This is a genomic window from Vibrio sagamiensis NBRC 104589 (assembly GCF_007990935.1).
In the GTDB taxonomy this organism is placed as follows: Bacteria; Pseudomonadota; Gammaproteobacteria; order Enterobacterales; family Vibrionaceae; genus Vibrio; species Vibrio sagamiensis.
On sequence record NZ_BJXJ01000041.1, the window covers coordinates 1 to 24433 of the forward strand.

The following is a 24433-nucleotide window of genomic DNA, read 5'->3' on the forward strand; positions in this document are numbered from 1 at the left end:
GGATTACGGATTATTTTTCATGCACTTAATATCCATGTCAACACTTCCGTAAGCGAAGCGCTCCGTATTCCTAACTTAAATACTCGCTACAACTAGATTCCTAGTCTCGCTTTAGCTCGCTGGAATGACGGCTTTACACTCTGTATTCCATAAGCAAAGCGCTCTGTATTCCAACAACTCCCTCAAAAACCAATAAAACCCACAAAACAAACCGCACCCACCACCTAGGATCCTAAAACCTAGGTCCTAGAATCCTATAACCTCTAACTTCCCTTACTTATGACGCTCTTTCAGTTTATTCACCACGTCATTCATCGATAGGCCTTGGTCTTGAAGTAATACCATTAAGTGGTAAATCAAATCGGCTGATTCACACACTAACTCCGCCTTATCGCCCGACGTCGCCGCAAGCGCGACTTCAACGCCTTCTTCGCCCACTTTTTGCGAAATACGCTTGGTACCACGGGCATAAAGACTAGCAGTATAAGAGGAATCTGGGTCGGCACTCTTGCGGGCAGCCAGTAGCTGCTCAAGTTGATGAAGCCACACCATTTGTGACTCCTCTTGAGGGTCAACATCCCAGCAAGTTTTCGTCCCCAAGTGGCACGTTGGACCAATAGGATTGACTTTCACCAATAGGGTATCGTTGTCACAATCGAGCTGCATATTCACTAATTGCAGTACATTCCCAGAGGTTTCACCTTTGGTCCAAAGACGCTGTTTGGTGCGAGAGTAAAATGTCACTTGGCTCGTTTGGCCCGTTTTGGTCAAAGCCTCTTGGTTCATGTAACCCATCATCAATACTTGGCTAGATTGGAAATCTTGGACGATGGCAGGGACCAGGCCACCTACCTTTTCCCAGTTGATACGTTCAGCTAACGAACTGACTTCGGCGGCTTTTACACTCATAGTCGTACCTCAATACCTTGTTGTTTCAAATACTGCTTTAGTTCACCAATGTTGATGACTTGTTTGTGGAATACCGATGCAGCAAGCGCGCCATCCACATTGGATTTTTGGTAGGCTTCTGCGAAATGCTCCATAGCACCAGCGCCCCCCGATGCAATCAATGGTACGCTACACACTTCACGCACCATATTCAGTTGTTTAATATCGTAGCCGTTACGCACACCGTCTTGATTCATCATGTTCAGTACGATTTCACCAGCGCCAAGTTTTTGTACTTCTTGTACCCAATCACGAGTTTCCCATTGGGTCGCTTTGGTGCGTTCTTCATCACCAGTAAACTGGTAAACCTGATACTTACCGGTCTCTTCGTCGTAGTATGAATCGATACCAACAACAATACATTGCACACCAAACTTATCAGCAAGGTCAGTAATCAATTGAGGGTTCGCCAATGCAGGTGAGTTGATAGACACCTTGTCTGCGCCAAATTCAAGAATGCGTGCTGCGTCTTCTGCTGATTTAATACCACCAGCGACACAGAAAGGAATATCAATCACTTCTGCAACGCGAGCGACCCAACTTTTATCGACGACACGACCATCACTTGAAGCGGTAATATCGTAGAACACAAGCTCATCAGCCCCTTCTTCTGCATAACGCTGCGCCAGAGGAACGATGTCGCCAATGATTTCGTGGTTACGGAATTGAACGCCCTTCACCACTTGTCCATCACGAACATCAAGACATGGAATTATTCGCTTTGCCAACATGCAAACGCCTCCTCTGCTGTGAACTTGCCATCTAAAAGCGCGCGACCGACAATCACGCCAGCAACACCGCTGCCTTTTAGCACTTCGATATCCGCTAATGACCCGATCCCACCTGAAGATTGGAATTGCACTTGTGGGTACTGTTTACATAAGTCGACGTAAAGCTCGACGTTTGAACCTTCTAGCGTACCGTCACGAGAAATATCGGTACATAGCACGTGCTGCAAACCTACCGTTAAATAATCGTTGATAAGTGATTCGATGGTCACGCCGGAATCTTCTTGCCAACCAGAGATCGCCACTTTACGTGTGCCGTTTTGGTCGATGTTAATGTCTAGCGCGAGAACGATTTTCTCTGCGCCGTATTTTTCCATCCAACCTTTCACAAGCTCTGGTTGTTTTACTGCTGTAGAGCCGACTACAACACGTTGCGCACCGGCTTCTAACAGATCAATCACGTCTTGCTCTGTACGCACACCACCACCGATTTGGATGTTCGCTGGCGTGCTTGCTAGTAGCTTTGCAATCAAATTAAGTTGACGTGCTGTCGTGTCTTTCGCGCCAGTTAAATCCACTAAATGCAGCCAGTTGGCACCTGCTTGGTGGTACAAGTTGAACTGCTCTACTGGGTCGACTTTGTACTCGGTTACTTGGCCGTAATCACCTTGATAAAGGCGAACCACCTGTCCTTCAATTAAATCAAGAGCTGGAATAATCACACTAAATCCCTTTTATAATTCTAAGAAGTTTTGAATAAGCTTCGCGCCCGCTTTTGAAGAACGCTCAGGGTGGAACTGCACACCGTAGTAGTTACCGCTTTGTACTGCGGCTGTGAACGGGTTGCCGTATTCACATTCAGCAATCGTGTAATCCCCAACTGGCATTGCAAAGCTGTGCACGAAGTAGAAGTACTCACCTTCTTCAATACCTTTGAACAATGGATTACCTGCTTTTGCAGACACCGTGTTCCAACCCATATGTGGTAGAGGCAAGTCGCCAGTTTTTAGTAACTTCACCTCACCGTCACAAAGTCCAAGACACTCAACTAATTCATCAGCTTTCTGGCCTTTCTCTTGAGACATTTTGCCCAACAATTGCATACCTAAACAGATCCCAAGCAGCGGCCTCTCTACCTGTTTTACCAAGCTGATTAGGTCACGCTCTTCTAGGTTGTTCATCGCTTCACTGGCGGTTCCCACGCCCGGTAGGAATAACTTGTCAGCCGCCAATACAACTTGTGGATCTTTTGAAATAGTTACGTCATAACCTAGGCGTTCAATAGCAAACTTCACCGAAGAGACGTTGGCACAGCCAGTATCGATAATGACCACTTTCTGTTCTATCACTGTTTATCTCCTTGCTAACGTTAGCCTTAAAGTACGCCTTTACTACTTGGTAGCTCAGTGCCTTCTACTTTGATTGCTTGGCGTAAAGTACGACCAAACGCTTTAAATAGGCTCTCAATGATGTGGTGATCATTGTTGCCCGCAGAAGAAAGGTGCAGCGTACACGCTAGGGTGTCAGTCAGAGAACGGAAGAAGTGAACCACCATCTCTGTTGAAAGATCACCCACTTGCTCACGGCTAAACTGCGCGTCGAACTTAAGGTAAGGACGACCAGATAGGTCCAGTGCACATTGTGCCAAACACTCATCCATTGGAAGGCTAAAGCCAAAGCGACCAATACCACGTTTATCACCTAGGGCCTCTTTCAACGCTTGACCCAAAGCAAGAGCGGTATCTTCTACCGTGTGGTGATCATCAATGTGTAGATCCCCTTCTACTTTGCACACCATCTGGAATCCACCGTGCGTCGCGATTTGATCCAGCATGTGATCGAAGAAACCAAGACCTGTAGAGATATCATTGTCGCCTTGTTCATCAAGGTTCACCGCAACTTTTATGTCCGTCTCTTTCGTGGTACGAATCACTTTGGCAACACGGGCTTTAACCGTCAGATCTTTAAGGATCTGTTTCCAACCCATAGTTTCTGGGTTGTATTGAATACCACGAATAGCCATGTTTTCTGCTAATTGTAAATCCGTTACGCGGTCACCGATCACAACCGAGTTTTGGAAATCCACTTTGCCACCTTGAAGGTACTCTTTTACCAAACCCAATTTAGGCTTACGACAAGAGCAGTTATCTTCATCGAAGTGAGGACAAATCAGCACGTCATCAAACTTGACACCTTGAGATTCAAAGATCTCCATCATCATGTTATGTGGAGCATCAAAGTCTGCTTGTGGGTAGCTGTTGGTGCCTAAACCATCTTGGTTAGTGACCATCACTAAGCGGTACCCTGCATCCTGCAACGACAACAGGCTTGGGATAACGAATGGCTCTAGTTTTAGCTTATCTAAACGGTCTACTTGAAAATCAACTGGCGGCTCAACAATTAAGGTGCCATCACGGTCGATAAAAAGGATTTTTTGTTGTTTGCTCACTCGAACTTCCTTATTGCTATTCTTTTGGCGCTCCCGCTAATGATCGAGAGCGATAAATTTTTTCTCTACTTATGAGTAGTAGTTTCTAATAAATCCAAGTGTTTTTTCGCACTCGTCACGGTTACCTACACTAATACGCACACAGTTTTCGATTGGCGAGTTACGCAAAATAATACCCGTATCCCAAGCGGCTTTGAAAAGCCCATCACCATCTGGGAATTTCACCAATAGGTAGTTCCCCCACCCTTCAAACACTTCCAAACCCGGAATCATTGACAAACCCACTTGTAAATAAGCACGGTTTGCATTCAGATCGAGAACTTGGAACTTCGCTCGTGCAAGGCCTGCTTCAGAAAGCGCTTGAGTGGCAATTTCTGCAACGGGCACCGGTACTGGATAGGGTGCGATAACTTTAAGAAGTACATTAATCAGCTCTTCGTTCGCAAGCGTAAATCCACAACGCAGACCAGCAAGCGCAAAAGCTTTCGAAAGAGTACGCAGAATTGCGAGATTCGGGTATTGCGCCAGTAAATCTACCGTTGATGCTTCAGGGCAAAAATCAATGTACGCTTCATCCATCACCACGATTGCACGATCTTTTGTCATCTCAAGCAGAGAGACAATATCTTCACGATTAACCAAGTTACCCGTCGGGTTGTTTGGCGAACATACAAAAACCAGTTTCACGTTATCCAGATTAGCTTCGATACCTGCAAGGTCTAGTTGCCAATCTGACGTTAGTGGCACGGTTTTTCGCTCTACACCGATGGTTTCTGCGCTGATGGCATACATACCGTAAGTTGGTGGACAGTAAAGAATCGCATCTTCACCCGGCTCACAGAATGCACGAATCAGCAGTTCAATGCCTTCATCTGCACCGCGAGAAGTCAGCGTTTGTTCTGGTTTCACACCCGCATAGGCTGCATAAGCGGAAATCAATTCTTTTGGTTGACATTCACTATAACGATTAAGGCGCACAAAATCGGTTTTGTACTCATTATTAAAGGGGGATTCATTGGCATTCAACCAAACATCTCCGCTACCACCAATTCGGCGAGCCGATAAATAAGGGGTCAAATGTTGAACTTGTTTGCGCACTAATTTTTCCATTTTATTTTCTCTTATATTTTATTATTTATTAAGTGCTTCAAGTCGAATGGTTACCGCACGTTTATGAGCATCAAGACCTTCTGCTTCCGCCATAGTAACAACTGTCGACGCTAAGTTTTTCAAGCCCTGTGCCGATAGCTCTTGAATCGTCATGCGCTTTGAAAAATCCGCCAAACCTAAACTGGAATGAGTACGTGTATAACCATATGTTGGTAAAACATGATTGGTTCCTGAAGCGTAGTCACCTGCAGACTCTGGCGACCAATCACCAAGAAAAATCGAGCCTGCATTATCGAGAAGCGGAACAAGATCACGTGAACTCTTAGTTTGAATGATCAAATGCTCTGGGCCATAGTAATTTGAAATCACAACAGCTTGAGTAAGCGACTCTGCAATCACAATTAAGCTTGAAGCTAATGCTTGCTCAGCAATATCTGCACGAGAAAGCTCTTTAAGCTGGCGCTGCACAGCGTCAGTGACTTGATCCGCCAAAACAGGAGAAGGCGTCACCAATACCACTTGAGAGTCTGGCCCATGCTCCGCTTGACTCAATAAATCTGCCGCGATGAACTCAGGGTTTGCTGCCTCATCGGCAATAACGAGTACCTCTGATGGACCAGCTGGCATATCTATAGCAGCACCACGAAAGTCATTACTGACCTGACGCTTAGCTTCAGTAACGTAGGCGTTACCTGGCCCAAAAATTTTATCGACTTTGGTGACACTCTCAGTACCATAAGCCATTGCTGCAATTGCTTGACCGCCACCTAAGTTATAGATTTCGTCTATACCACACAGTTGAGCCACATAAAGGATTTCATCAGCAATAGGTGGTGGTGAGCAAAGCACGACTTTATTACAACCAGCGATTTTAGCTGGCACGCCAAGCATCAAAACCGTTGATGGCAAAGGCGCACTCCCTCCTGGAATATATAAACCAACCTTTTGAATTGGCCTGGTCACTTGCTCACAAACAACGCCAGGTTGTGTCTCAACTTTGATCGGTTGTGGCTTTTGTGCTTTGTGAAATTTAGCTATATTTTCATAAGCTTGATTTAGCGCTTCTTTCATATCCTGCGATAAGCGTTGTGAAGCTTCGGCGACAACTTGTGATGAAACTCGCAGCGTTTCAGGTTTTACTCGATCAAATTTTTCTGTCAGTTCAAAAAGTGCCGCATCGCCATTACGACGAACTTTATCAATTACATCAGATACAGCCGCAGAAATATTTGTTCCATCTGTAACCGCTGGGCGGACAAGAATTGACTCTTGTTGTACCTTACTTAAAGCTTGCCAAGCAACAGTTCTCATTACATTACTCCATCATTTTTTCAATTGGCAGAACAAGAATGGAGCTCGCCCCCAACTCTTTAAGCTGTTCCATCGTTTCCCAAAATAAATTTTCTGTACTCACAAGGTGGATAGCTACTCTTTGTTTGTCTGCAGAGAGAGGTAATACGGTAGGATCTTCCGCACCAGGTAGAAGCATTTTTATTTGCTCTAACTTATCGGCAGGTGAATGTAACATGATGTATTTTGATTCTTTTGCTTGCTGTACACCTTGCATTCGAGTGAGAAGCTTTTCGATTAAAGCTGCTTTATCAGGTTCAAAATCGCCCTTACGCTGAATTAAAGTAGCTTTAGACTTGAAGATAACCTCTACTTCTTTTAGTCCATTAGCTTCTAGGGTTGCTCCCGTTGATACTAAATCAGCAATCGCATCTGCTAAACCAGCACGAGGGGCAACTTCTACTGAACCAGTTAGCATACAAGTTGAAAATGGCACGCCTTCTTGGTCCAAGTAAGCTTTTAAAAGTTGAGGATAGGTAGTAGCAATTCTCTTTCCAGCCAAATCTTGTGGGCCTTGATATTCAGCATCTTTATCGATGGCTATAGATAGCCGGCACCCACCAAAATCGAGACGACGCAATTGAGTAAAATCACAAGGCTCTCCCAACGCTTTACGATCTAAACGGACCTCTTCTAATTCATTTTCACCAATAAAGCCCAAATCAACTACACCATCCATAACCAGGCCGGGAATATCATCATCGCGAACGAGAAGTAAATCTATAGGCATATTTTCAGAGTGAACCACCAAACGTTCACCTAAAAGATTAAATTTAACTCCGCACTTTTTTAATAGTATCTGGCTCTCTTTACTAAGACGGCCTTTCTTCTGAATAGCAATTCTTAAACGTTGTGTTTGCATGACATTTCCCTGTGTAATATGTTAAAAGTTAAGTGTTTTATAAATCTAAAACATTAAAAAACCCTCGGGGATTATTAGCCTCCCGAGGGTTGAAATTTGTCAAACTTTTAATTTCATCTCCGGGAGTATCCTGCCCCCGGGTATGCGTACATCTCCCGAAAGACTAGAGTGGGTGATGATGGTGATGAATGATAGTGATTAAATTACGCATACTTTCCTTAATGCTCAATAACATTGTTCTGTTAAAACCACAGTAACTAAGCTGATTGTTTTTTTCAAGCCTTTATTTAATAAAAATTGATATATTTGAATAAAAATAAAGGAGACCATTGTCTCCTTTAATAAATTACTATTCTTTATATAATTATTTGTATTTATAAGCGATTATTGATAATCATTTATTCGTATATGGTTCCATCTTTGCTTTAGAAAACCATGACATAGCGACACAGACTAAGATGAAAGCAACAGAAGCTGCAGCGAAAGATAGCGCAATAGATAAAGTCATACCAAGTACAATAAATCCGATAAAAGATACAATAGCTACTGATAATGCATAAGGCAATTGAGTCGCAACGTGGTCAATATGGTTGCACCTTGCACCTGTAGAAGAAAGTATCGTGGTATCAGAAATTGGTGAGCAATGATCACCGAATACTGCACCTGCTAAAACAGAACTGAGCATTGGAAGCATTAACGCTACCTCCGTTGCTGCAGCCATATCTCCAGCAATAGGCAACATAATCCCGAAGGTTCCCCAAGAAGTACCTGTAGAAAAAGCCATTAACCCTGACAATAGGAATAAGATAGCTGGTAACCAATGCGGAGGGATATTTCCTTGAGCCATACTCGACAAATAAGAACCGGTCTTCATGTCACCAATTACAGAACCAATCGTCCATGCAAAAACAAGAATCAATATAGCGCCAAACATAGATTTAGCACCAATCCAAAGTGTGCGAATAATTTCAGATACCGCAAGACCTTGTCTCAAGACAGTAAATAAGGCAACAACGAAGCCCAGTGTACTGCCATAAATTAAAGAAGTACCGACGTCAGTATTTTCAAATGCCCCTAATAAATCAAAAGCTTTACCTTTATCAGCTAATGCTTGTGAGCCAGTAAATATCATAGAAGTTATCGTTGCTACGATGAGCACAACAATTGGCATCACAAGATCTGATACCTTACCTTTTTCACTTTCGCGGATATCAAGTTCTTCATCGAGTTGATGAGCTTCTTTCATATCTGTCGCATCGTCGCTTTCAAAACCACGACCTTGAGAAGCCTCGATTTCTTTACTGCGCATCTGCCCAACATCTAAACCAAACCAAATAACAGCGAATACCATAAGCAAAGCGAACACTGCGTAAAAGTTCATAGGAATTAGACGAACATAAGCGCCAAGTGCTGAGTACTCCGTCACTCCATGCGACACTAAAATACCGCCAATGATAGTGATAATATATGCGCCCCAGCTAGAAGCAGGCATAATGACACACATTGGTGCAGCAGTAGAATCGAGGATATAAGCAAGTTTGGCACGAGAAACATAAAAGCGATCAGTAACAGGACGTGAAATCGCACCAACAGCAAGACTATTGAAATAGTCATCAACAAAAATAAATACACCTAGAAAAGCAGCAAGAAGTTTCGAGCCACGTTTACTTTTGACTCGAGCTTGAGCCCACTCGGCAAAAGCTCGTGTACCACCCGACAAAGTCAGTAAAGCTGTTGTCATTCCAAGAATAATAAGAAAACCAACAATACTCATATTCCAGGTGTTAATACCGCCCTCTTTTATGAAAACAGAGGAAACTTGAGAACGCACGTAGCTATAGGAATGATCAATAGACCAGCCGTTAAGTAAGCATGCGCCCAGTATGATACCAACTCCGAGAGAAATTAAAACTCGGCGAGTAAGAATTGCCAAAGTTAGTGCAACGATTGGCGGTAACAAAGAGAGTGGAGATTGTGCAAAATCTAATAAATTCATGATCTTCAAAAACCAAAGTTTGGTTAGAGATCTACTGCAGACAAAATGCGGATTTTCAATTCGCATTTACGTTGAACTTAGCGACAGGGAAGTGAACACTTCAACCCAACCCTACAGTAGCGCTCCATAGTTTAATGTTATTTACTATGGCAGTGTTGTTCCTTTCAGATACAACCCCAGCAAATGATTTCGATAAGTCACTTACTTCGGCAATCTCACCTTTTACTATTATTCATTGGCATCACCCCAATAATAGCTACTATTCAAGACTGCACCTCTACGGCAAAAAGCAAACAATTGACTGTAAATCAAACAATTATTCAACAATTAATCTGCATTTTTACATCAGGTAGTTCTATTGTACTCAACAAACCCTACAATGCAACATATTACGCTAAATTAAATGAATAACTACAAAACCATTCACCATGCAAATGTGATCGAAATATAGATTTGAATATATATAGATATTTCTTCTTGTCATCTATGAAACATTACTACTACTTTTAAAGATGTAACAAATTATTTATCGTATACAAAGAAATAACAATTTAGCTGTGAAATGATACATCACTATTATTGTAAAGAAATATGACTTAGCCTAATTTTAGTAATACTAGAGAGCTTACTACAGCAAGATTTGTGAATAAGATAGATTTCTAAAATGTTTAATAATGGCAAATAACCTAAATAATATTGGCTCAAAGCATAAAAATGCGATAAATTTAAAAAAAATCTTAAATTAGTATTTGCACATATGAGAAAGATAAAGTTAAATATAAGAACTTAATCTTTTGAATCTAGATTTACACTTCTCTTCATCATTTTGATTAGAGTAAATGTTAACCTCTTTAAATCTATAAATAGGAATCGTTATGTCTGAACTGACTAAAACTCTTCTAAATATCCGTAGCCTTCGTGCATTTTCTCGTGAATTGACACTTGAGCAATTAGAAGAAGCATTGGATAAATTAACTACTGTTGTTCAAGAACGCCAAGAATCTGAGCAAGCGGAACAAGAAGCACTAGCCGCTCAAGAAGCTAAGCTTGCTGCTATTGCAGAGCAAATTGCTTTAGACGGAATTGATGTTAATGCTTTAATTAGTGCGCTAGCAGGGGAAACAAAATCAAAAGCGAAATCAAAGCGTGCTCCTCGTCCTGCTAAGTATAAATACTTAGACACAAATGGCGAAGAAAAAACTTGGACAGGTCAAGGTCGTACACCTTCAGCTATTCAAGAACATCTTGATTCTGGAAAATCTCTAGATGATTTTTTAATCTAACTATATTAAATTGTATTTATAAAAAGGCCTTATTATGGCCTTTTTTTTATTTCTAGGTTTTATAAATAAAAAATGACGTAGTTATTACGTCATTTTTATATAATCATATTCGTCAGTCAAAACAATTAATTAACGCTCCCAATATGCCTCTTCAAGGCTATCTTCCCTCTCTGGTAAACCACGAGAAAGGCGCGGTGAATGTTGAACAAGAACTTCATAACTTGCACGATTTGCATATTTACAAACTTGTGAGAACGAAGAATAGGTTAAATATTCATGAGTATGCTTACTTGAGTTAGGAACATTTTCTTTATGGTATTTATTTGCAGCCATATCATGTAAAACTGCAGAAAGAGCTGCATCTCCAGCGCCATTAGTATTTTTTATTTTTTCTGGTCCTCCCATATAAGGAGCAATATGTGAATATACCTTTATTGCATGGGAACATGAGTTTTGCTTAGCAGGCCGACTAAATTCATAGCGATTAAACTCTGCGATAGAGCCTGGCAACAACGGTAAGGACGTTTCACGCTTTGTATTGTCTTCAGTATAACCCGCCATAAATAGACCAACTGGGCCAGCTGTACACAATACTAGGTCAGCCCAATCCAATGTTTTATCTGAGGCCATTAATGGGTCAGATTCACCTGTTAGCGCTTCTGCTTCGTCTTCATTCATAGCAACAACGGATACATGTTCTCGAATGAAGTCTTGCCAAAATTTTGGGTCGTCTTGGATTACAAATTTAGTCCCTAAAGTTAATACGACAGGTACATCATATTTTTTAGCGTATTTGATCGCTCTCATTGTAGCTTCGGGCATAGGGTCACCAGCTTTACAGCGAACTAAATAAGCCGTTAAGACAAGTGATGATGCATTAGGAAAAATATGCTCAGGTATACTATCTGCAGAAAGCTGGTTCATTTGTCCTTCACTAATTGCGAAAGTCCGTTCACCATCTTCAGTAATTAATGCAAAACATCGACCAATTGCACCATCAACCCCTTGTAAGTAATTGAGGTCCATACGACTGGATGTATTACATAAATAACGGTAACCATAGCTACCAATCTTTATATCTTGACTCATTACACCAAGTAATGTTGAACGATCATCAGCGAGCACAGAGTAATTATGTAAAGTATTACCAATGGTGCCACCTGCGTGCTCATTGGTAATAAGCCTCTCATCTTTTAATTTCTGATAAAGTGCCTCTGCCTTTTTATCATCAATAACAAGTGAATGACCTTTACTCAAACCATACTCTTCAATAAGACTCGTTGTTACTTTTGCTTCAATATCAACCAATGTTTGGTCAATTCCAATAACATGAGTGCGTGTCATCTTCTTGTTTTCCTGTGCTTGTGTCACAAGTGGATCACGAGCATGTACAGGAAAATAATGCTTTGATTTGCGTTGTCCAGGAAATTTCATATCGTTTGTCTGAGTAAAGGTAAAAATAAAAGCGGATTCTATAACGCTTGCATAATAGCAGCAATAACGACCATTATAGCAAACGTTTGCTTTGTATTATTTTATTTATAATGTTTTACTTACCTTCCATAAAGCTTAAATTAGGTAATTGATTAAGGTGATCTGTATAGCGTTTTAGATCAAATTGACCTTCCTTTTTCATTACATCAAATACTTCAATCGACATAGCGCAAGCCATCATAGCAACCGCATCTTCACGTGATGTTCCAGTCATCATTAGTCGCATTAGCGTTTCTTTAACTTTAATGGGGTTATCGTCTTCAAGTTGATTTTCTATTATTTCAAGTAATTCAGTTTCCTGCAAAATTTGATTTTCTTGTATCATTTAGCTTTTTCCTCTTGTTTTTTAACAATGATGCCATATATATGCCGTAGCCTCTTAAAGTACAAAAAATGAGACTCTAAATTATGTAGACATCGTTTCTCTAAACATGGAGCTTTAAGATGGAATAAGTATACCCAAGTTAATTCATGATGCTTAGGTATAGATATACATCTATAAAATCATAAATCAGCCTTTTATCATATCGGAGTCTGATTTTAATCTCGGATCTGTCACCGGGGGGCAGACTCTGCTAGAATCTTCATCCCGTTTATTAAAGTGGTGTTTAGTAATGTCTGATAACAGCCAAAAGAAAGTCATTGTCGGCATGTCCGGCGGCGTTGATTCCTCTGTTTCCGCCTATCTTCTACAGCAACAAGGCTACCAAGTTGAAGGTTTGTTCATGAAGAACTGGGAAGAAGATGACAATGAAGAATATTGTACAGCAGCAGAAGACCTCGCTGACGCTCAAGCAGTATGTGACAAACTGGGCATTCATCTACACACCATAAATTTTGCTGCAGAGTATTGGGATAATGTATTTGAATACTTCCTGGAAGAATACAAAGCAGGCCGTACTCCAAACCCTGACATTCTTTGTAACAAAGAAATCAAGTTCAAGGCATTCTTAGAATTTGCCGATGAAGTGCTTGACGCAGACTATATTGCAATGGGCCACTATGTACGTCGTACTTTTCCAGAAAGCACAGAGTTGTCAACAGAACAAGCCCAGATGCTACGTGGCTTAGATAGTAACAAGGATCAAAGTTACTTCTTATATACCCTTAGCCATGACCAGATTTCCCGTAGTTTATTTCCGGTAGGCGATCTAGAAAAACCTGAAGTTCGCCGAATTGCCGAAGAGCAAGGTTTGATCACGGCAAAGAAAAAAGATTCTACTGGTATTTGTTTTATCGGTGAACGCAAATTCACTGAATTTCTTGGGCGTTATCTTCCAGCACAACCAGGTAATATTGAAACACCTGAGGGAGAAGTCATCGGTCAACATCAAGGTTTGATGTATCACACACTAGGCCAACGTAAAGGTTTACATATTGGTGGGCGTAAAGGTGGTGGAGGTAATGAAGACCCTTGGTTTGTTGGAGAAAAAGATTTAAAACGTAATGTTCTTATTGCTGTACAAGGTAAAGATCACCCAATGTTGAAATCTGAGGGGTTATTGGCTTCGCAATTACATTGGGTAGACCGTCAATCAATTACTCAACCTATAGAGTGCACAGTAAAAACTCGCTACCGTCAAGAAGATATTCCTTGCACCGTGATTCCAATTGACGATGATAACATTAAAGTGATCTTCAATGAGCCACAAATTGCAGTCACACCGGGCCAATCTGCTGTTTTTTATCAGGGTCAAGTGTGTTTAGGTGGTGGTATTATTGAACAACGCATTACATATTCACAAGCCTAGGAGTCATTACGTGGCAAATACACTTTATGATCGCACTATTGCTTTTGCTGGCATATGCCAAGCGGTTGCATTAGTTCAGCAAATAGCAAGAGATGGCCACTGTGACCAAGAACCCTTTGCTGCCTCCATACAAGCAATTTTGAATACCTCACCAGCAAATACGTTAGGCGTTTTCGGACGTGAAACCGATCTAAAATTAGGTCTAGAGTACTTGGTGAAAGGCATTGATAGCTCACCGGCTGGTAGTGAAGTAACTCGCTATCTTATTAGTATCATGGCTTTAGAGAGAAAACTTAGCAGTCGTAACGATGCAATGTCTCAACTTGGTGATCGTATTCAAATGGTGCAGCGTCAGGCTGAGCATTTTGAACTTCTCGATGATCAGATGCTCAGTAACCTTGCAAGTATTTATTTAGATGTTATCAGCCCCATCGGGCCTCGCATTCAGGTGACAGGTACACCATCGATATTGCAACAGACAAGCAGCCAACAAAAAGTTCGTGCTTTATTGCTCTCTGGTATTCGTAGTGCCGTTCTTTGGCGCCAAGTTGGTGGCAAACGTCGCCACTTAATCTTTGGCCGTAAAAAGATGGTTGAGCAGGCACAAATACTGCTCGCTCGCTTGTGATGTTAACGCTCGCAATAAAAAGCGAGCTTTAATTTCGACTAAACATCAGCTCAGCGCAAACGTTTGCGCAATGTTCGTGACAATTGCCACGGTTATTGGTATAAAGCTCACGAAATTTAAAAACCCAATTCAGGAGAACATCATGGAACTGTCTGCATTAACTGCTGTTTCCCCAGTAGACGGCCGTTACGGAAGCAAGACTATTGCGTTACGCGAAATTTTCAGTGAATACGGTCTACTAAAATATCGAACTATCGTTGAAATCCGCTGGCTTCAAAAACTTGCTACTACTGCTGAAATTCCAGAAGTGCCTGCATTTAGTGCAGAGGCAAACCAATTCCTAGACAACTTGGCTGCCAATTTTTCAGAAGAAGACGCTCACCGCATTAAAGAAATCGAGCGCACAACCAACCATGACGTCAAAGCGGTTGAATACTTCCTAAAAGAGAAAGTTGCTGACGTTCCTGAACTGCACGCAGTAAACGAGTTCTTCCACTTTGCATGTACTTCTGAAGACATCAATAACACATCACACGCCCTAATGCTTAAAGAAGCGCGTGAGAATGTGATTCTTCCAGAAATGCGTAACCTAATTGACGCGATCAAAGCACTAGCAGTGGAATACCGCGACATTCCTCTTCTATCTCGTACACACGGCCAGCCAGCTTCTCCATCTACTATGGGTAAAGAAATGGCAAACGTGGCGTACCGTATGGAGCGTCAATTCAAGCAAATCGAAAACGTTGAGATCCTAGCGAAAATCAACGGTGCAGTCGGTAACTACAACGCACACCTTTCTGCTTACCCAGAACTAGATTGGCACAAGTTCTCTGAAGAGTTCATCACAGAGTCTCTAGGCGTTACTTGGAACCCATACACAACTCAGATCGAACCACACGATTACATCGCTGAACTGTTCGACGCTATCGCTCGTTTCAACACTATCCTGATTGACTTCGACCGTGACGTTTGGGGTTACATTGCATTAGGCCACTTCAAGCAAAAAACCATTGCTGGTGAGATCGGCTCTTCAACCATGCCTCACAAAGTTAACCCAATCGACTTTGAAAACTCAGAGGGTAACCTAGGTCTTGCGAACGCTGTGTTTGGTCACTTAGCTCAAAAACTGCCTGTTTCTCGCTGGCAGCGTGACCTAACTGACTCAACGGTTCTGCGTAACCTTGGCGTTGGTGTTGGCTATGCAATCATCGCTTACACTTCTACGCTTAAAGGCATCAGCAAGCTAGAAGTCAACCGTGAAGCTCTTCTAGCTGAACTCGATAAGAACTGGGAAGTACTTGCAGAACCAGTACAGACTGTCATGCGTCGTTACGGCATCGAAAAGCCATATGAGAAGCTAAAAGAGCTCACTCGCGGCAAGCGTGTAGACGGCGAAGCAATGCGTAACTTCATCGACGGCCTTGAGCTTCCTGAACACGAAAAAGCACGCCTGAAAGAGATGACGCCAGCGAACTATATCGGTCAAGCAATTGAGCTAACGGATAAACTCTAAGCCGGAGCATATAAAGCGTAATCGGGTTGGTGAGAAGTCACCAACCCTTTTTTGTACCTATACAAACCTCATGATAATCTACTAAGCTCATGATGTTCTAAGTAACCACAAGATGCTGTATTCAGTTCTGAATTAAAATTCGTTCAGTAATGAATGAGAAGGATGACATCATTCTTCAGCTTGCTTTTGAAAAAACAACGTAATGCTGCCGACCTCTAAGCCGAATTTCTTAATTTTAGTCAAATTAAACACATGATTTTCGTCTTGTCGATATAACCAATCATCCAATGAGACCGTTACTTCCGAATCATCCAGTTGCAACGTAAAATCATATTGCCATCGCAGTGCATTACCGACTTCCTCACCAACTGCAACACCCACAATATCGTCGGCCTCCCCCTTGTAGCGATCACTTTTCAACCGATTAATAACCCAAACTCTTTGACTTTTTTCTCCGTCATGAAACTGAAAATCTTCAACTAATCTCAGTTGATTACCTTCAACATGTCCAACAATATCTACGTCGAAGCGACGAGTTTGTTTATCGGTAAAGTCTTGTACCATTCCCCAAGCTTTTACATGACCATTAAAATAACCGAATAGATCAAATTTCGGGGTACTTTGATGATAATCATCAAGCTCAGCAGAGCATGCAAGAAGAAAAATGGATGAAAGCAAAACCAAATAATGAGCAAATCGTCTTAGTTTTATCACTATTTTTCCCTACCTATTAACTGTTTACGAAGCTTCGGATACACGGTATTCGGCGATAACCAAATCGATAAAAAAGCATCATTAAGCTGTTCATCATTCACCGTTCCAACGGGTTTGAAAGGCCCTGTCCCTACTTCTCTATGTAACAACTGACCTGTTGTGCCGTTAGTTAAATACACTAGAGCATCTCCTTCTTTTATATTCGGAAACATGCTCTGAAGCTTTTCTCCCCAACGGCTTCTTTTTGCTTGGCTAAACCCTAACTTTTCCCACTGTTCGTCCGTAGCTTCGAGTAATTGCTCTTGTGTAATGTCTCTTTGATATAACATCTCTAGAGCAAAAGGATGGGGAGAAACATCAGTAGAAACATGATATTTACCTGTCGGCGACATGAGTCGAGAGATGTAAATATCAAACAACAACCAGCTTAATTGAGCCTCCCCAACCGTCTTCCATTGCTGCCAATGTCGCTCATGCTTGTGACTATCTGCTGAGACACTTTGAGAATATGAGAAACATGAAGCCATCGATATGACAGCAGCTATACCACACATGGCAATGTTGAGGATTTTTTTAATCCGATGCCTAGGTTTCATATTCATCTCGACACACCCTTAATATTAAAAGCATCAATAAAAACCATTCAATGAGTATAATCGTTATTGACATAAATACACTGAACCCAAACGAAACCGCACCGAGACTTGAACCAGCAAAATAACTGACGCCCCCTCCTAAAGCACCGACTAGACAGACCAAACTGGCTCTGTATTTGAGCAAAACCACTTGAAATTGAAAGGCATACCAAGCGAACAAAAACCACAAACATAATAACCAGAGAGGTAATGTTTGACTCGGAAAGACCAAAACAGACACTTGCTGGTTGAAAGTGTCTAGCAACCAACCTGTGAAAGTAATTTTGCTGATCATTTTCAGTGAATGTGGGTTTGAAATCGCGCAGTAAGTCAGTGTCAATAAAGCAAGCGTTAAGGTTAGCCACTGCCAATCTTCTGTCCCTAACACCGCAACAAACCAACAAAGTTGAAACCAAAGCGACTTAAAAAATAAAAGCATTTTTATTTAAGGCCGTTGAAGAGTCAGGTGTACAGCACTGATTGTTCGAGCTAAAAAGCCTCCTTCACAGTAACTTAAGTAATAACGCCACATACGTACAAAACGATCATCATAGCCGAGAGCCAAGACTTTACTTTGTGCCTGATTAAAACGCTGATGCCACTCATTAAGTGTCTTGGCATAATCCAACCCAATATCAAACAGGTCTCTAACCACAAAGTCACTGTACTTGGTCGTCGCCTGAGTTAATGCGGAAATAGAAGGTAGGAAACCACCTGGAAAAATATATTTTTGAATAAAATCAACATTATTACTGTAATAATGATAACGCTGATCAGCAATAGTTATCGCCTGTAATGCCATCACACCACCTGGCTTGAGTAAAGATTGGCATACCTGAATATAAGAAGGCAGATACTGCTTGCCTACTGCCTCTATCATTTCAATTGAAACCAATTTGTCATACTGCCCGCTCAAGTCTCGATAATCTTCTTTAAGCAACGTAATCTGATCCATTAAACCTCTTTGTTTGATCAGTTCTTCGGTATAAATGTATTGCTCTTCAGAAATCGTCGTAGTGGTTACCTGACAACCATATTTCTCTGCCATATAAACCGCCATCGCCCCCCAACCAGTACCAATTTCCATCACATGATCCGATGACTTCAGTGCCAATTGTTGACATAGCCGCTCCATCTTATTGATTTGAGCCTGCTCTAAGCTATCACTGTCTTGAAGGTATAAAGCCGAGGAATAGAGCATTATTTCATCAAGAAACGTCTCATAAAGCGCATTGCCTAGATCATAATGGGCATGAATGTTCTTACGAGCATTTTGTTGAGAGTTTCGTTTCATCCAATGACTCAACTGATAGAACATTTTTGTTAGCCAACTGCCCTGCTGCTCAAGTTGATCCAGAGCTCGAATATTGAGTGCGAATAATTTCATCAATGCTGTCAGGTCCGGGCTATCCCACCAGCCATCCATATAAGCTTCACCTGCTGCAATACTGCCACCTTGTAAAATTCGCGAGTAAAATCCAGGGTGCTTGACCTCAATTGTCGCTGCAACAAGGACACCGTTGTGTTCAAGCATCTGGGTTGAGAATCGTTCACTCCGCTCTGTCGTGTCTGTTTTAAAGCTCTCTATAATCGTCAGGCAACCTATTTCCATTTTATCCAAGCAGCGAAAAAGCAATGTTCGCGCAGCTTTTTGCGTTGCTGTTAGCTCTGTTGGCATAACCATTGAGGAGGTATTTAACATTCAGACTTCTCCTTGTATTATTCTTTATTCTTTATTCTTTATTCTTTATTCTTCTAAAGCTTGATGAGTCGTTGAAAAATGAGAGCAAATGTCTGATAAGCTTAAAAGTCAGACTTAACGAGTTATTAACTTGAACCATTCATCAGCTTACTAAAACATGTGCTATTTGGGCCGTTTTTCACCGTTCTTGAGATATTTAGGGTGCGAGTAAAACGGTGCCCCTTTTACCCAAAGCTTTAATGCATGCCAATAGATACCTACCATCACTTTTACCGTTTGAATAGGAGTTAAAACTAAACATCGCAACAGTGATTGGCTCAAAAAAGGCTTTGCTTTCATTGTCATAGTGGCATCGAAATGCTTCACTCCTTTATGACATTCAAGGTGAATACTTAATCTGTCAGTCAATGGTTTAATTCTCCAATGATAGCGCTGCTCAATTGGGTTGAACGGCGAAACATGAAAAGCTTTGTCCTGTTTCCAACCACATTTTTCATCATGCTCTTTGGCGGAAATTGCATAATAGTGACGTTCATTCCAAGGCGTATTACTCACTTCCGCAAGTAAGTATCTCCACTCTTCGTAGGAGTCATACACATAATAAAAGTTCACAGGGCTAAAATAGAGGCCAAGATAGCGTAAGTGGCAAACAGCGATGACTTTGCCCGTAACGCGCTCTCCAGTCAGTTGCTCTACTTTGTCTTGTACCGAACGCTTTAGACAACCTTCGCCAATATAGTCATTGCGTTTAAAACGCGCCCAATGCCACCAGCGAGAGCCAAACCCCCAGACCTTCTTCTCCAAAATTTCTAGCTCATCCAGATCAATCGCAGGCATAAAAAGTGAATAATTAAGTGAATGCTCTACTGGAGTAAACCTTCGGTGGCGAACATTACCTATAAATAAACGACTGTTCATTTGGCTCGCCATATTAAGCCGCACCTTTCTCTAATTCATTGGTTGAACAGTGTTGATATTTTTTCTCAATACTTTTAACGATGTCTAAAGCGCTACGAACACCATCTTCGTGAAATCCGTTATACCAGTAAGCACCACAAAACCAGGTGTGGTATTGACCTTGAATTTCTTCTTTTCTTTGCTGCGCAGCTATTGATTCCATTGTGAAAACGGGATGATGGTAAGTAAAAACTCGAAGGATTTTGTTTGGATCAATTTTATCTGTGCTGTTGAGTGACACATTGAAAGTCTGATCGCACTCAATATGCTGGAGTATATTCATGTTGTATGTCAACGAAGGAAGACGCTTTTGCTCTTCTTTGCTGCCATCCAATAAATAGTTCCATGAAGCCCATGCCGCGTTACGACGTGGTAATAATGCAGTATCAGTATGAAGCACAACCTCGTTAGCTTGATATTTCATATCTCCTAAAATATCCTGTTCAAGCAAGCTGATATCGTCTAAAAGCTTGAGAGCTTGATCACTGTGACAAGCAAAGATAACATCATCAAACCATTGCACCCTGCCATGTACTGTAATCGCAACACCTTCATGAGTTCTGGTGACCTTTTCTACAGGGCTTTTAAGCAGTATTTTATCGGCAAAGCCTCGCGTTAAAGGTGGTATGTAGGCCCGTGAGCCCCCTTTAATGACATACCATTGAGGACGGTCTGTAATATCAAGCAGTCCATGATTTAGAAAAAATCGCAAGAAAAACATCAACGGGAACGCGCGCATGTCAGCAAGAGTCGAAGACCAAATAGCTGCCCCCATGGGTAGAATATAATTATCAGTGAAATAAGCACTAAACCTATGTTCATCTAAAAACTCACCCAAAGTCTGTACATTTAGATGATGCTCATGTGCATACGCTTTAGCCAATTTATTAAATCTAAGAATTTCAAATATAAAACGATAAAAACGCGGATTGGCCCAGTTACGCTTTTGTGCGAATAGAGTTGAAAGTGTATGACCATTATACTCCAAACCATTGCTATCATTCCTGACGCTAAAACTCATTTGAGTAGGTCGTCCCTCAACACCAATCTCATTCATCATTTTGATGAAGTTCGGATAAGTTCGATCATTGTATACAATAAAGCCAGTATCAATAGCATATGACTTATCAGACATATTAACGTCGACCGTAGCAGTATGACCACCAATATAATCATTAGCCTCAAAGATGGTAATATCATGATATTTATGCAAATAATATCCGCAAGTGAGGCCTGAAATACCAGTGCCGATAATGGCTATTTTTTTTCTTCCATTGATGCTCATTAATTTTCCTTCTATGAATTCAATTTGGAAACAAGCCATGCTTGCCAACCATATGGAAGTAGTGAAATGAAACGCAGGATGCTAGTAAACCTCGCAGGGAAATATATGTAGCTTTTATGTGCATTAAGTTGATCACGGATTGCCTTTGAAGCTTGTTCTGTGGTCACAATCATTGGCATAGAAAACGTATTTTTATTAGTCAATGGTGTTTCTACAAAACCAGGAAAAACCGTAACCACTTTAACCCCTTTGGACTTTAAATCAACGGATAAGGCCCTTGCAAAGTAACTGATCGCAGCTTTGGATGCTCCATATGCTTCTGTTCTTGGCAGAGCCAGCTCAGAAGCGATAGAGCCGACGATCACAACTTGATGCCCTCTTTCGAAGTTTACTTGACAAGCTTCGATGCAGTTTACAACCCCAATAACATTGACATCAACCACTCGTGCCATAAGTCTCGCATCTACTACTCCATCGTTCATATATTCACAATCACCAGCATTAAACATCCATATGCTAGGTTTAAATGGCAACGAAGAGAGTACTCTGATAGTTTGTTCGTAATTTGTGACGTCGAACTGCAACGATTTAATATTAGAGGAAAGCTTTTCTAATTCATCTAACACTAATAAATTTCGGCCACAAGCAATAACTTTCCACCCTCGATTCGCATAATCTAACGCCAGTCTTTTGCCGATACCTGACGTTGCACCTGTGATAAGAATCGCTTTTTGATTCATTGACCTAATCTCTGTTTAACTGATTTAATAACAGAACCTAATAAAGGCAAATTTTCATAAAGCATTTCTCCAAGATCAAAGTAATCCCGATGATAAATAATTTTGTCGTCTTGTATTTTGAGGTGAGAAATTCCTTTTACTTCAATGAGTGCTCCTTTTTTTAGCTTTGGGTGCTGTAATGTCATTGTCCAAATCAAAAAACCTACATTTCCCACTTGCTGATGTTCGTGGACATCAAAGTCGCAACGTATCACATTTGTATATAGATTATCGAAATACCCCCTCAGAGCAGTCCAACCTTCCACACGGTGGGCTGCATCTTCAAAAATTACATCATTGTGATATATATCTTCCAATGTGTGTAAGTTGAATTTATTTAAATTCTTATAAATATTGCCAACTGAATGAATATCCATTCTACCGCTCCTGTATAACACCACAGTTGTACAAAATTATCATACGTATAAGATAGACTAATTCGATAAGTTGTACAAAGTCATTTTGTTTCCGAAAGTGATACGCATGTTAATAACGAAACGATCAGCAGCCATAAAAAAAGGCTTGGTTAAAAACCAAGCCTTTTCATAAAATTAGTAAAATCTCTTTAATTTTCGTACTGAAATTATGAAAGTTAGTATTGTTGATTGCGTAATGCTGCAATACGCTTATCAAGTGGTGGGTGACTCATTAAAAGCTCAGTCATTGTTTGTTTGCCATTGATACCAAACGCCATCATAGTTCCGTCGAGTTGAGACTCATGACTCATCTTCAAACGCTCTAAAGCCGCAATCATTTTCTCTTTCCCAACTAATTTTGCTGCTCCTGCATCAGCATAAAACTCACGATGGCGGCTATACCACATGGTTAGGAAGCTGGCTAAGAAACCGAATACAAGCTCCAACACCATTGACACTCCGAAATAAACCATCATATTTGAGCCTTGGCCTTCTTCATCATCATTAGAAGAGACAATATTGGCAATAAAACGAGATAAGAAAATAACAAACGTATTCACTACCCCTTGCATCAAAGTCATAGTCACCATATCACCATTAGAAATATGGCTAACTTCATGCGCTAAGACCGCTTCGGCTTCATCACGAGTCATATTATTTAACAAACCTGTCGAGACAGCGACAAGTGAGTCATCTCGTTTTGCCCCCGTCGCAAAGGCATTAATGTCAGCTGAATCATAAATCGCAACAGTTGGCATACCAATACCTGCTTGCTGTGCTTGACGAGCAACAGTTTCAATAAGCCAGTGCTCCGTCTCATTACGTGGCGTTTCAATAACCATCCCACCAACAGAACGAAGAGCCATACTCTTTGACATCATTAATGAGATTAATGCGCCACCAAAACCGAATACAGCCGCCATGATCAACAAGCCAGAAAGACTGCCTGGCTGCATTCCAGTTACAGCATAAACAATATTCAAAACAACACTCAGGACGAGCATTACAGCTAAGTTGGTTGCTAAGAATAACATAATTCGCTTCATTACTTTTCTCCGAGGAAGCTTATTTTTATCAAGTACGATTACTACAAGACTCTTTCTTTAATGTATATGCCTAAATTAGGTTAGAAGTAAGAAACTCCTATTTCAACCACTTTAATCAGGCTATGTACTTATACCCATGTAACTTCAAAATGTCGACTAGAAACGGCAGCAAGCTGTTAACTTTACCTATGAGGAATGAGAGTAATTCAAAACAAATATACAATTGAAGCCCGATTACGCACTACTTCCTCTACAACTTGAAGATACACAGGTATAAATATAGTCAATTGGTAATAAAAACAAGGTGGAGCAATAAATTGCAACATTTGTTTTCCAAACTGAACAATTATCTTTAAATAAGAGCTAATTGGTATACAACAAAGTGATCTTCACTTCTAATCCCTTGTACCTCCTCAATCAGCCAACTTAGACTTTAGTCTTATTGTATCATACTGAGGATCTGCTAGATTCTGACTATATGAACAATATAAAGCATATTTTCTAAAGAAGGATACTTCATAACTTCCATGGATTGAGGGAAACATCATGGTAGAGACTAACGACTATCAAATGGCTATCGATTTACTACGTTGTCACCTAGGTATTTCAGAGGATGAAGCAAAAAAACAACTTGGTATCTCAACAGAAACGCAAATTGCACAGCACATTGCTGAAACACAACAAGCGATCGCGGGGCTTAATCAAGAGGTATAACTAATTATATACAGAACACATAGCCATTTACTCAAATGACCTAGTGATTCTTGAATACAGTCTAATTAAAAGG

The 24433-nt window shown here is 41.0% G+C and carries 25 protein-coding genes, 1 riboswitch and 1 other annotated feature; of the genes, 5 read left to right on the forward strand and 20 right to left on the reverse strand.

Going from position 1 to position 24433, the window contains the following annotated elements:
• Positions 1 to 273 precede the first annotated feature (273 nt).
• The 9 genes from hisIE to VSA01S_RS16290 all read right to left on the reverse strand — a co-directional run bounded on the left by hisIE (position 274) and on the right by VSA01S_RS16290 (position 9443).
• Positions 274 to 909 (reverse strand): bifunctional phosphoribosyl-AMP cyclohydrolase/phosphoribosyl-ATP diphosphatase HisIE, encoded by a 636-nt coding sequence (hisIE, locus tag VSA01S_RS16250; RefSeq protein ID WP_039981726.1) that lies wholly within the window; start codon positions 907 to 909, stop codon positions 274 to 276.
• Positions 906 to 1679, reverse strand: a complete 774-nt coding sequence (gene hisF / locus VSA01S_RS16255; RefSeq protein WP_039981724.1) for an imidazole glycerol phosphate synthase subunit HisF — start codon at positions 1677 to 1679, stop codon at positions 906 to 908. The genes hisIE and hisF overlap by 4 nt, the downstream gene beginning before the upstream one ends.
• The gene (gene hisA, locus VSA01S_RS16260; RefSeq protein WP_039981722.1) at positions 1661 to 2398 is read right to left on the reverse strand and encodes a 1-(5-phosphoribosyl)-5-[(5-phosphoribosylamino)methylideneamino]imidazole-4-carboxamide isomerase; all 738 of its coding nucleotides are present in this window, start codon (positions 2396 to 2398) and stop codon (positions 1661 to 1663) included. Before hisA ends, hisF begins: the two co-directional genes overlap by 19 nt.
• Before the next feature lie 12 nt (positions 2399 to 2410).
• On the reverse strand, positions 2411 to 3025 hold the full coding sequence (gene hisH, locus VSA01S_RS16265; RefSeq protein WP_039981720.1) for an imidazole glycerol phosphate synthase subunit HisH: 615 nt from the start codon (positions 3023 to 3025) through the stop codon (positions 2411 to 2413).
• Positions 3026 to 3051: 26 nt separating this feature from the next.
• Complete coding sequence (gene hisB, locus VSA01S_RS16270) at positions 3052 to 4125, reverse strand: bifunctional histidinol-phosphatase/imidazoleglycerol-phosphate dehydratase HisB (RefSeq protein WP_039981718.1); 1074 nt, start codon at positions 4123 to 4125, stop codon at positions 3052 to 3054.
• Between the two features lie 69 nt (positions 4126 to 4194).
• On the reverse strand, positions 4195 to 5235 hold the full coding sequence (gene hisC / locus VSA01S_RS16275) for a histidinol-phosphate transaminase (RefSeq protein WP_039981716.1): 1041 nt from the start codon (positions 5233 to 5235) through the stop codon (positions 4195 to 4197).
• 21 nt (positions 5236 to 5256) lie between these two features.
• Complete coding sequence (gene hisD / locus VSA01S_RS16280; protein WP_039981714.1) at positions 5257 to 6546, reverse strand: histidinol dehydrogenase; 1290 nt, start codon at positions 6544 to 6546, stop codon at positions 5257 to 5259.
• 4 nt (positions 6547 to 6550) lie between these two features.
• The gene (hisG, locus tag VSA01S_RS16285) at positions 6551 to 7447 is read right to left on the reverse strand and encodes an ATP phosphoribosyltransferase (protein WP_039981712.1); all 897 of its coding nucleotides are present in this window, start codon (positions 7445 to 7447) and stop codon (positions 6551 to 6553) included.
• Between the two features lie 52 nt (positions 7448 to 7499).
• Positions 7500 to 7635, reverse strand: a sequence feature (His leader region).
• 206 nt (positions 7636 to 7841) lie between these two features.
• Positions 7842 to 9443: a Na+/H+ antiporter NhaC family protein gene (locus VSA01S_RS16290; protein ID WP_039981710.1), complete on the reverse strand. Its 1602-nt coding sequence runs from the start codon at positions 9441 to 9443 to the stop codon at positions 7842 to 7844.
• Between the two features lie 109 nt (positions 9444 to 9552).
• Positions 9553 to 9731, reverse strand: a riboswitch (Lysine riboswitch).
• A 587-nt stretch (positions 9732 to 10318) separates the two neighbouring features.
• Between VSA01S_RS16290 and VSA01S_RS16295 the strand changes: the two genes are divergently transcribed.
• A complete protein-coding gene (locus VSA01S_RS16295) occupies positions 10319 to 10726 on the forward strand; it encodes an H-NS histone family protein (protein WP_039981708.1) in 408 nt (135 codons plus the stop codon).
• A 129-nt stretch (positions 10727 to 10855) separates the two neighbouring features.
• On the opposite strand, the gene VSA01S_RS16300 is transcribed toward VSA01S_RS16295, so the two are convergent.
• Both VSA01S_RS16300 and VSA01S_RS16305 read right to left on the reverse strand, forming a co-directional pair.
• Positions 10856 to 12160 (reverse strand): inosine/guanosine kinase, encoded by a 1305-nt coding sequence (locus VSA01S_RS16300; RefSeq protein ID WP_039981706.1) that lies wholly within the window; start codon positions 12158 to 12160, stop codon positions 10856 to 10858.
• Positions 12161 to 12275: 115 nt separating this feature from the next.
• Positions 12276 to 12545 carry a hypothetical protein gene (locus VSA01S_RS16305; protein ID WP_039981704.1) on the reverse strand — a complete coding sequence of 90 codons (270 nt, stop codon included), beginning with the start codon at positions 12543 to 12545 and terminating at the stop codon, positions 12276 to 12278.
• Positions 12546 to 12834: 289 nt separating this feature from the next.
• On the opposite strand from VSA01S_RS16305, the gene mnmA reads away from it, so the two are divergent.
• The 3 genes from mnmA to purB all read left to right on the forward strand — a co-directional run bounded on the left by mnmA (position 12835) and on the right by purB (position 16112).
• Entirely contained in the window at positions 12835 to 13971 is a 1137-nt protein-coding gene (gene mnmA, locus VSA01S_RS16310) for a tRNA 2-thiouridine(34) synthase MnmA (protein WP_039981703.1), read from the forward strand.
• A 10-nt stretch (positions 13972 to 13981) separates the two neighbouring features.
• Positions 13982 to 14599, forward strand: coding sequence for a high frequency lysogenization protein HflD (hflD, locus tag VSA01S_RS16315; protein ID WP_039981701.1), 618 nt, complete (start codon positions 13982 to 13984; stop codon positions 14597 to 14599).
• A gap of 142 nt (positions 14600 to 14741) precedes the next feature.
• A complete protein-coding gene (gene purB / locus VSA01S_RS16320) occupies positions 14742 to 16112 on the forward strand; it encodes an adenylosuccinate lyase (RefSeq protein ID WP_039981699.1) in 1371 nt (456 codons plus the stop codon).
• 168 nt (positions 16113 to 16280) lie between these two features.
• On the opposite strand, the gene VSA01S_RS16325 is transcribed toward purB, so the two are convergent.
• The 9 genes from VSA01S_RS16325 to htpX form a co-directional block, all read right to left on the reverse strand.
• Complete coding sequence (locus VSA01S_RS16325; RefSeq protein WP_227739626.1) at positions 16281 to 16826, reverse strand: DUF3833 domain-containing protein; 546 nt, start codon at positions 16824 to 16826, stop codon at positions 16281 to 16283.
• Positions 16826 to 17380, reverse strand: coding sequence for a chalcone isomerase family protein (locus VSA01S_RS16330; protein ID WP_162139175.1), 555 nt, complete (start codon positions 17378 to 17380; stop codon positions 16826 to 16828). Before VSA01S_RS16330 ends, VSA01S_RS16325 begins: the two co-directional genes overlap by 1 nt.
• Before the next feature lie 31 nt (positions 17381 to 17411).
• Positions 17412 to 17900 carry a DUF2878 domain-containing protein gene (locus VSA01S_RS16335; protein WP_039981697.1) on the reverse strand — a complete coding sequence of 163 codons (489 nt, stop codon included), beginning with the start codon at positions 17898 to 17900 and terminating at the stop codon, positions 17412 to 17414.
• A 6-nt stretch (positions 17901 to 17906) separates the two neighbouring features.
• Positions 17907 to 19163: an SAM-dependent methyltransferase gene (locus tag VSA01S_RS16340; RefSeq protein WP_103021877.1), complete on the reverse strand. Its 1257-nt coding sequence runs from the start codon at positions 19161 to 19163 to the stop codon at positions 17907 to 17909.
• Between the two features lie 162 nt (positions 19164 to 19325).
• Complete coding sequence (locus tag VSA01S_RS16345; protein WP_039983825.1) at positions 19326 to 20093, reverse strand: DUF1365 domain-containing protein; 768 nt, start codon at positions 20091 to 20093, stop codon at positions 19326 to 19328.
• A gap of 1 nt (position 20094) precedes the next feature.
• Positions 20095 to 21405 (reverse strand): NAD(P)/FAD-dependent oxidoreductase, encoded by a 1311-nt coding sequence (locus tag VSA01S_RS16350; RefSeq protein ID WP_039983824.1) that lies wholly within the window; start codon positions 21403 to 21405, stop codon positions 20095 to 20097.
• 11 nt (positions 21406 to 21416) lie between these two features.
• Positions 21417 to 22145, reverse strand: a complete 729-nt coding sequence (locus tag VSA01S_RS16355) for an SDR family oxidoreductase (protein WP_039983822.1) — start codon at positions 22143 to 22145, stop codon at positions 21417 to 21419.
• Positions 22142 to 22561: a nuclear transport factor 2 family protein gene (locus VSA01S_RS16360; RefSeq protein WP_039983820.1), complete on the reverse strand. Its 420-nt coding sequence runs from the start codon at positions 22559 to 22561 to the stop codon at positions 22142 to 22144. The genes VSA01S_RS16355 and VSA01S_RS16360 overlap by 4 nt, the downstream gene beginning before the upstream one ends.
• Positions 22562 to 22776: 215 nt before the next feature.
• Positions 22777 to 23646 (reverse strand): protease HtpX, encoded by an 870-nt coding sequence (gene htpX, locus VSA01S_RS16365; RefSeq protein WP_039983818.1) that lies wholly within the window; start codon positions 23644 to 23646, stop codon positions 22777 to 22779.
• A 546-nt stretch (positions 23647 to 24192) separates the two neighbouring features.
• Between htpX and VSA01S_RS16370 the strand changes: the two genes are divergently transcribed.
• On the forward strand, positions 24193 to 24360 hold the full coding sequence (locus VSA01S_RS16370) for a hypothetical protein (RefSeq protein WP_102857687.1): 168 nt from the start codon (positions 24193 to 24195) through the stop codon (positions 24358 to 24360).
• Positions 24361 to 24433: the final 73 nt, after the last annotated feature.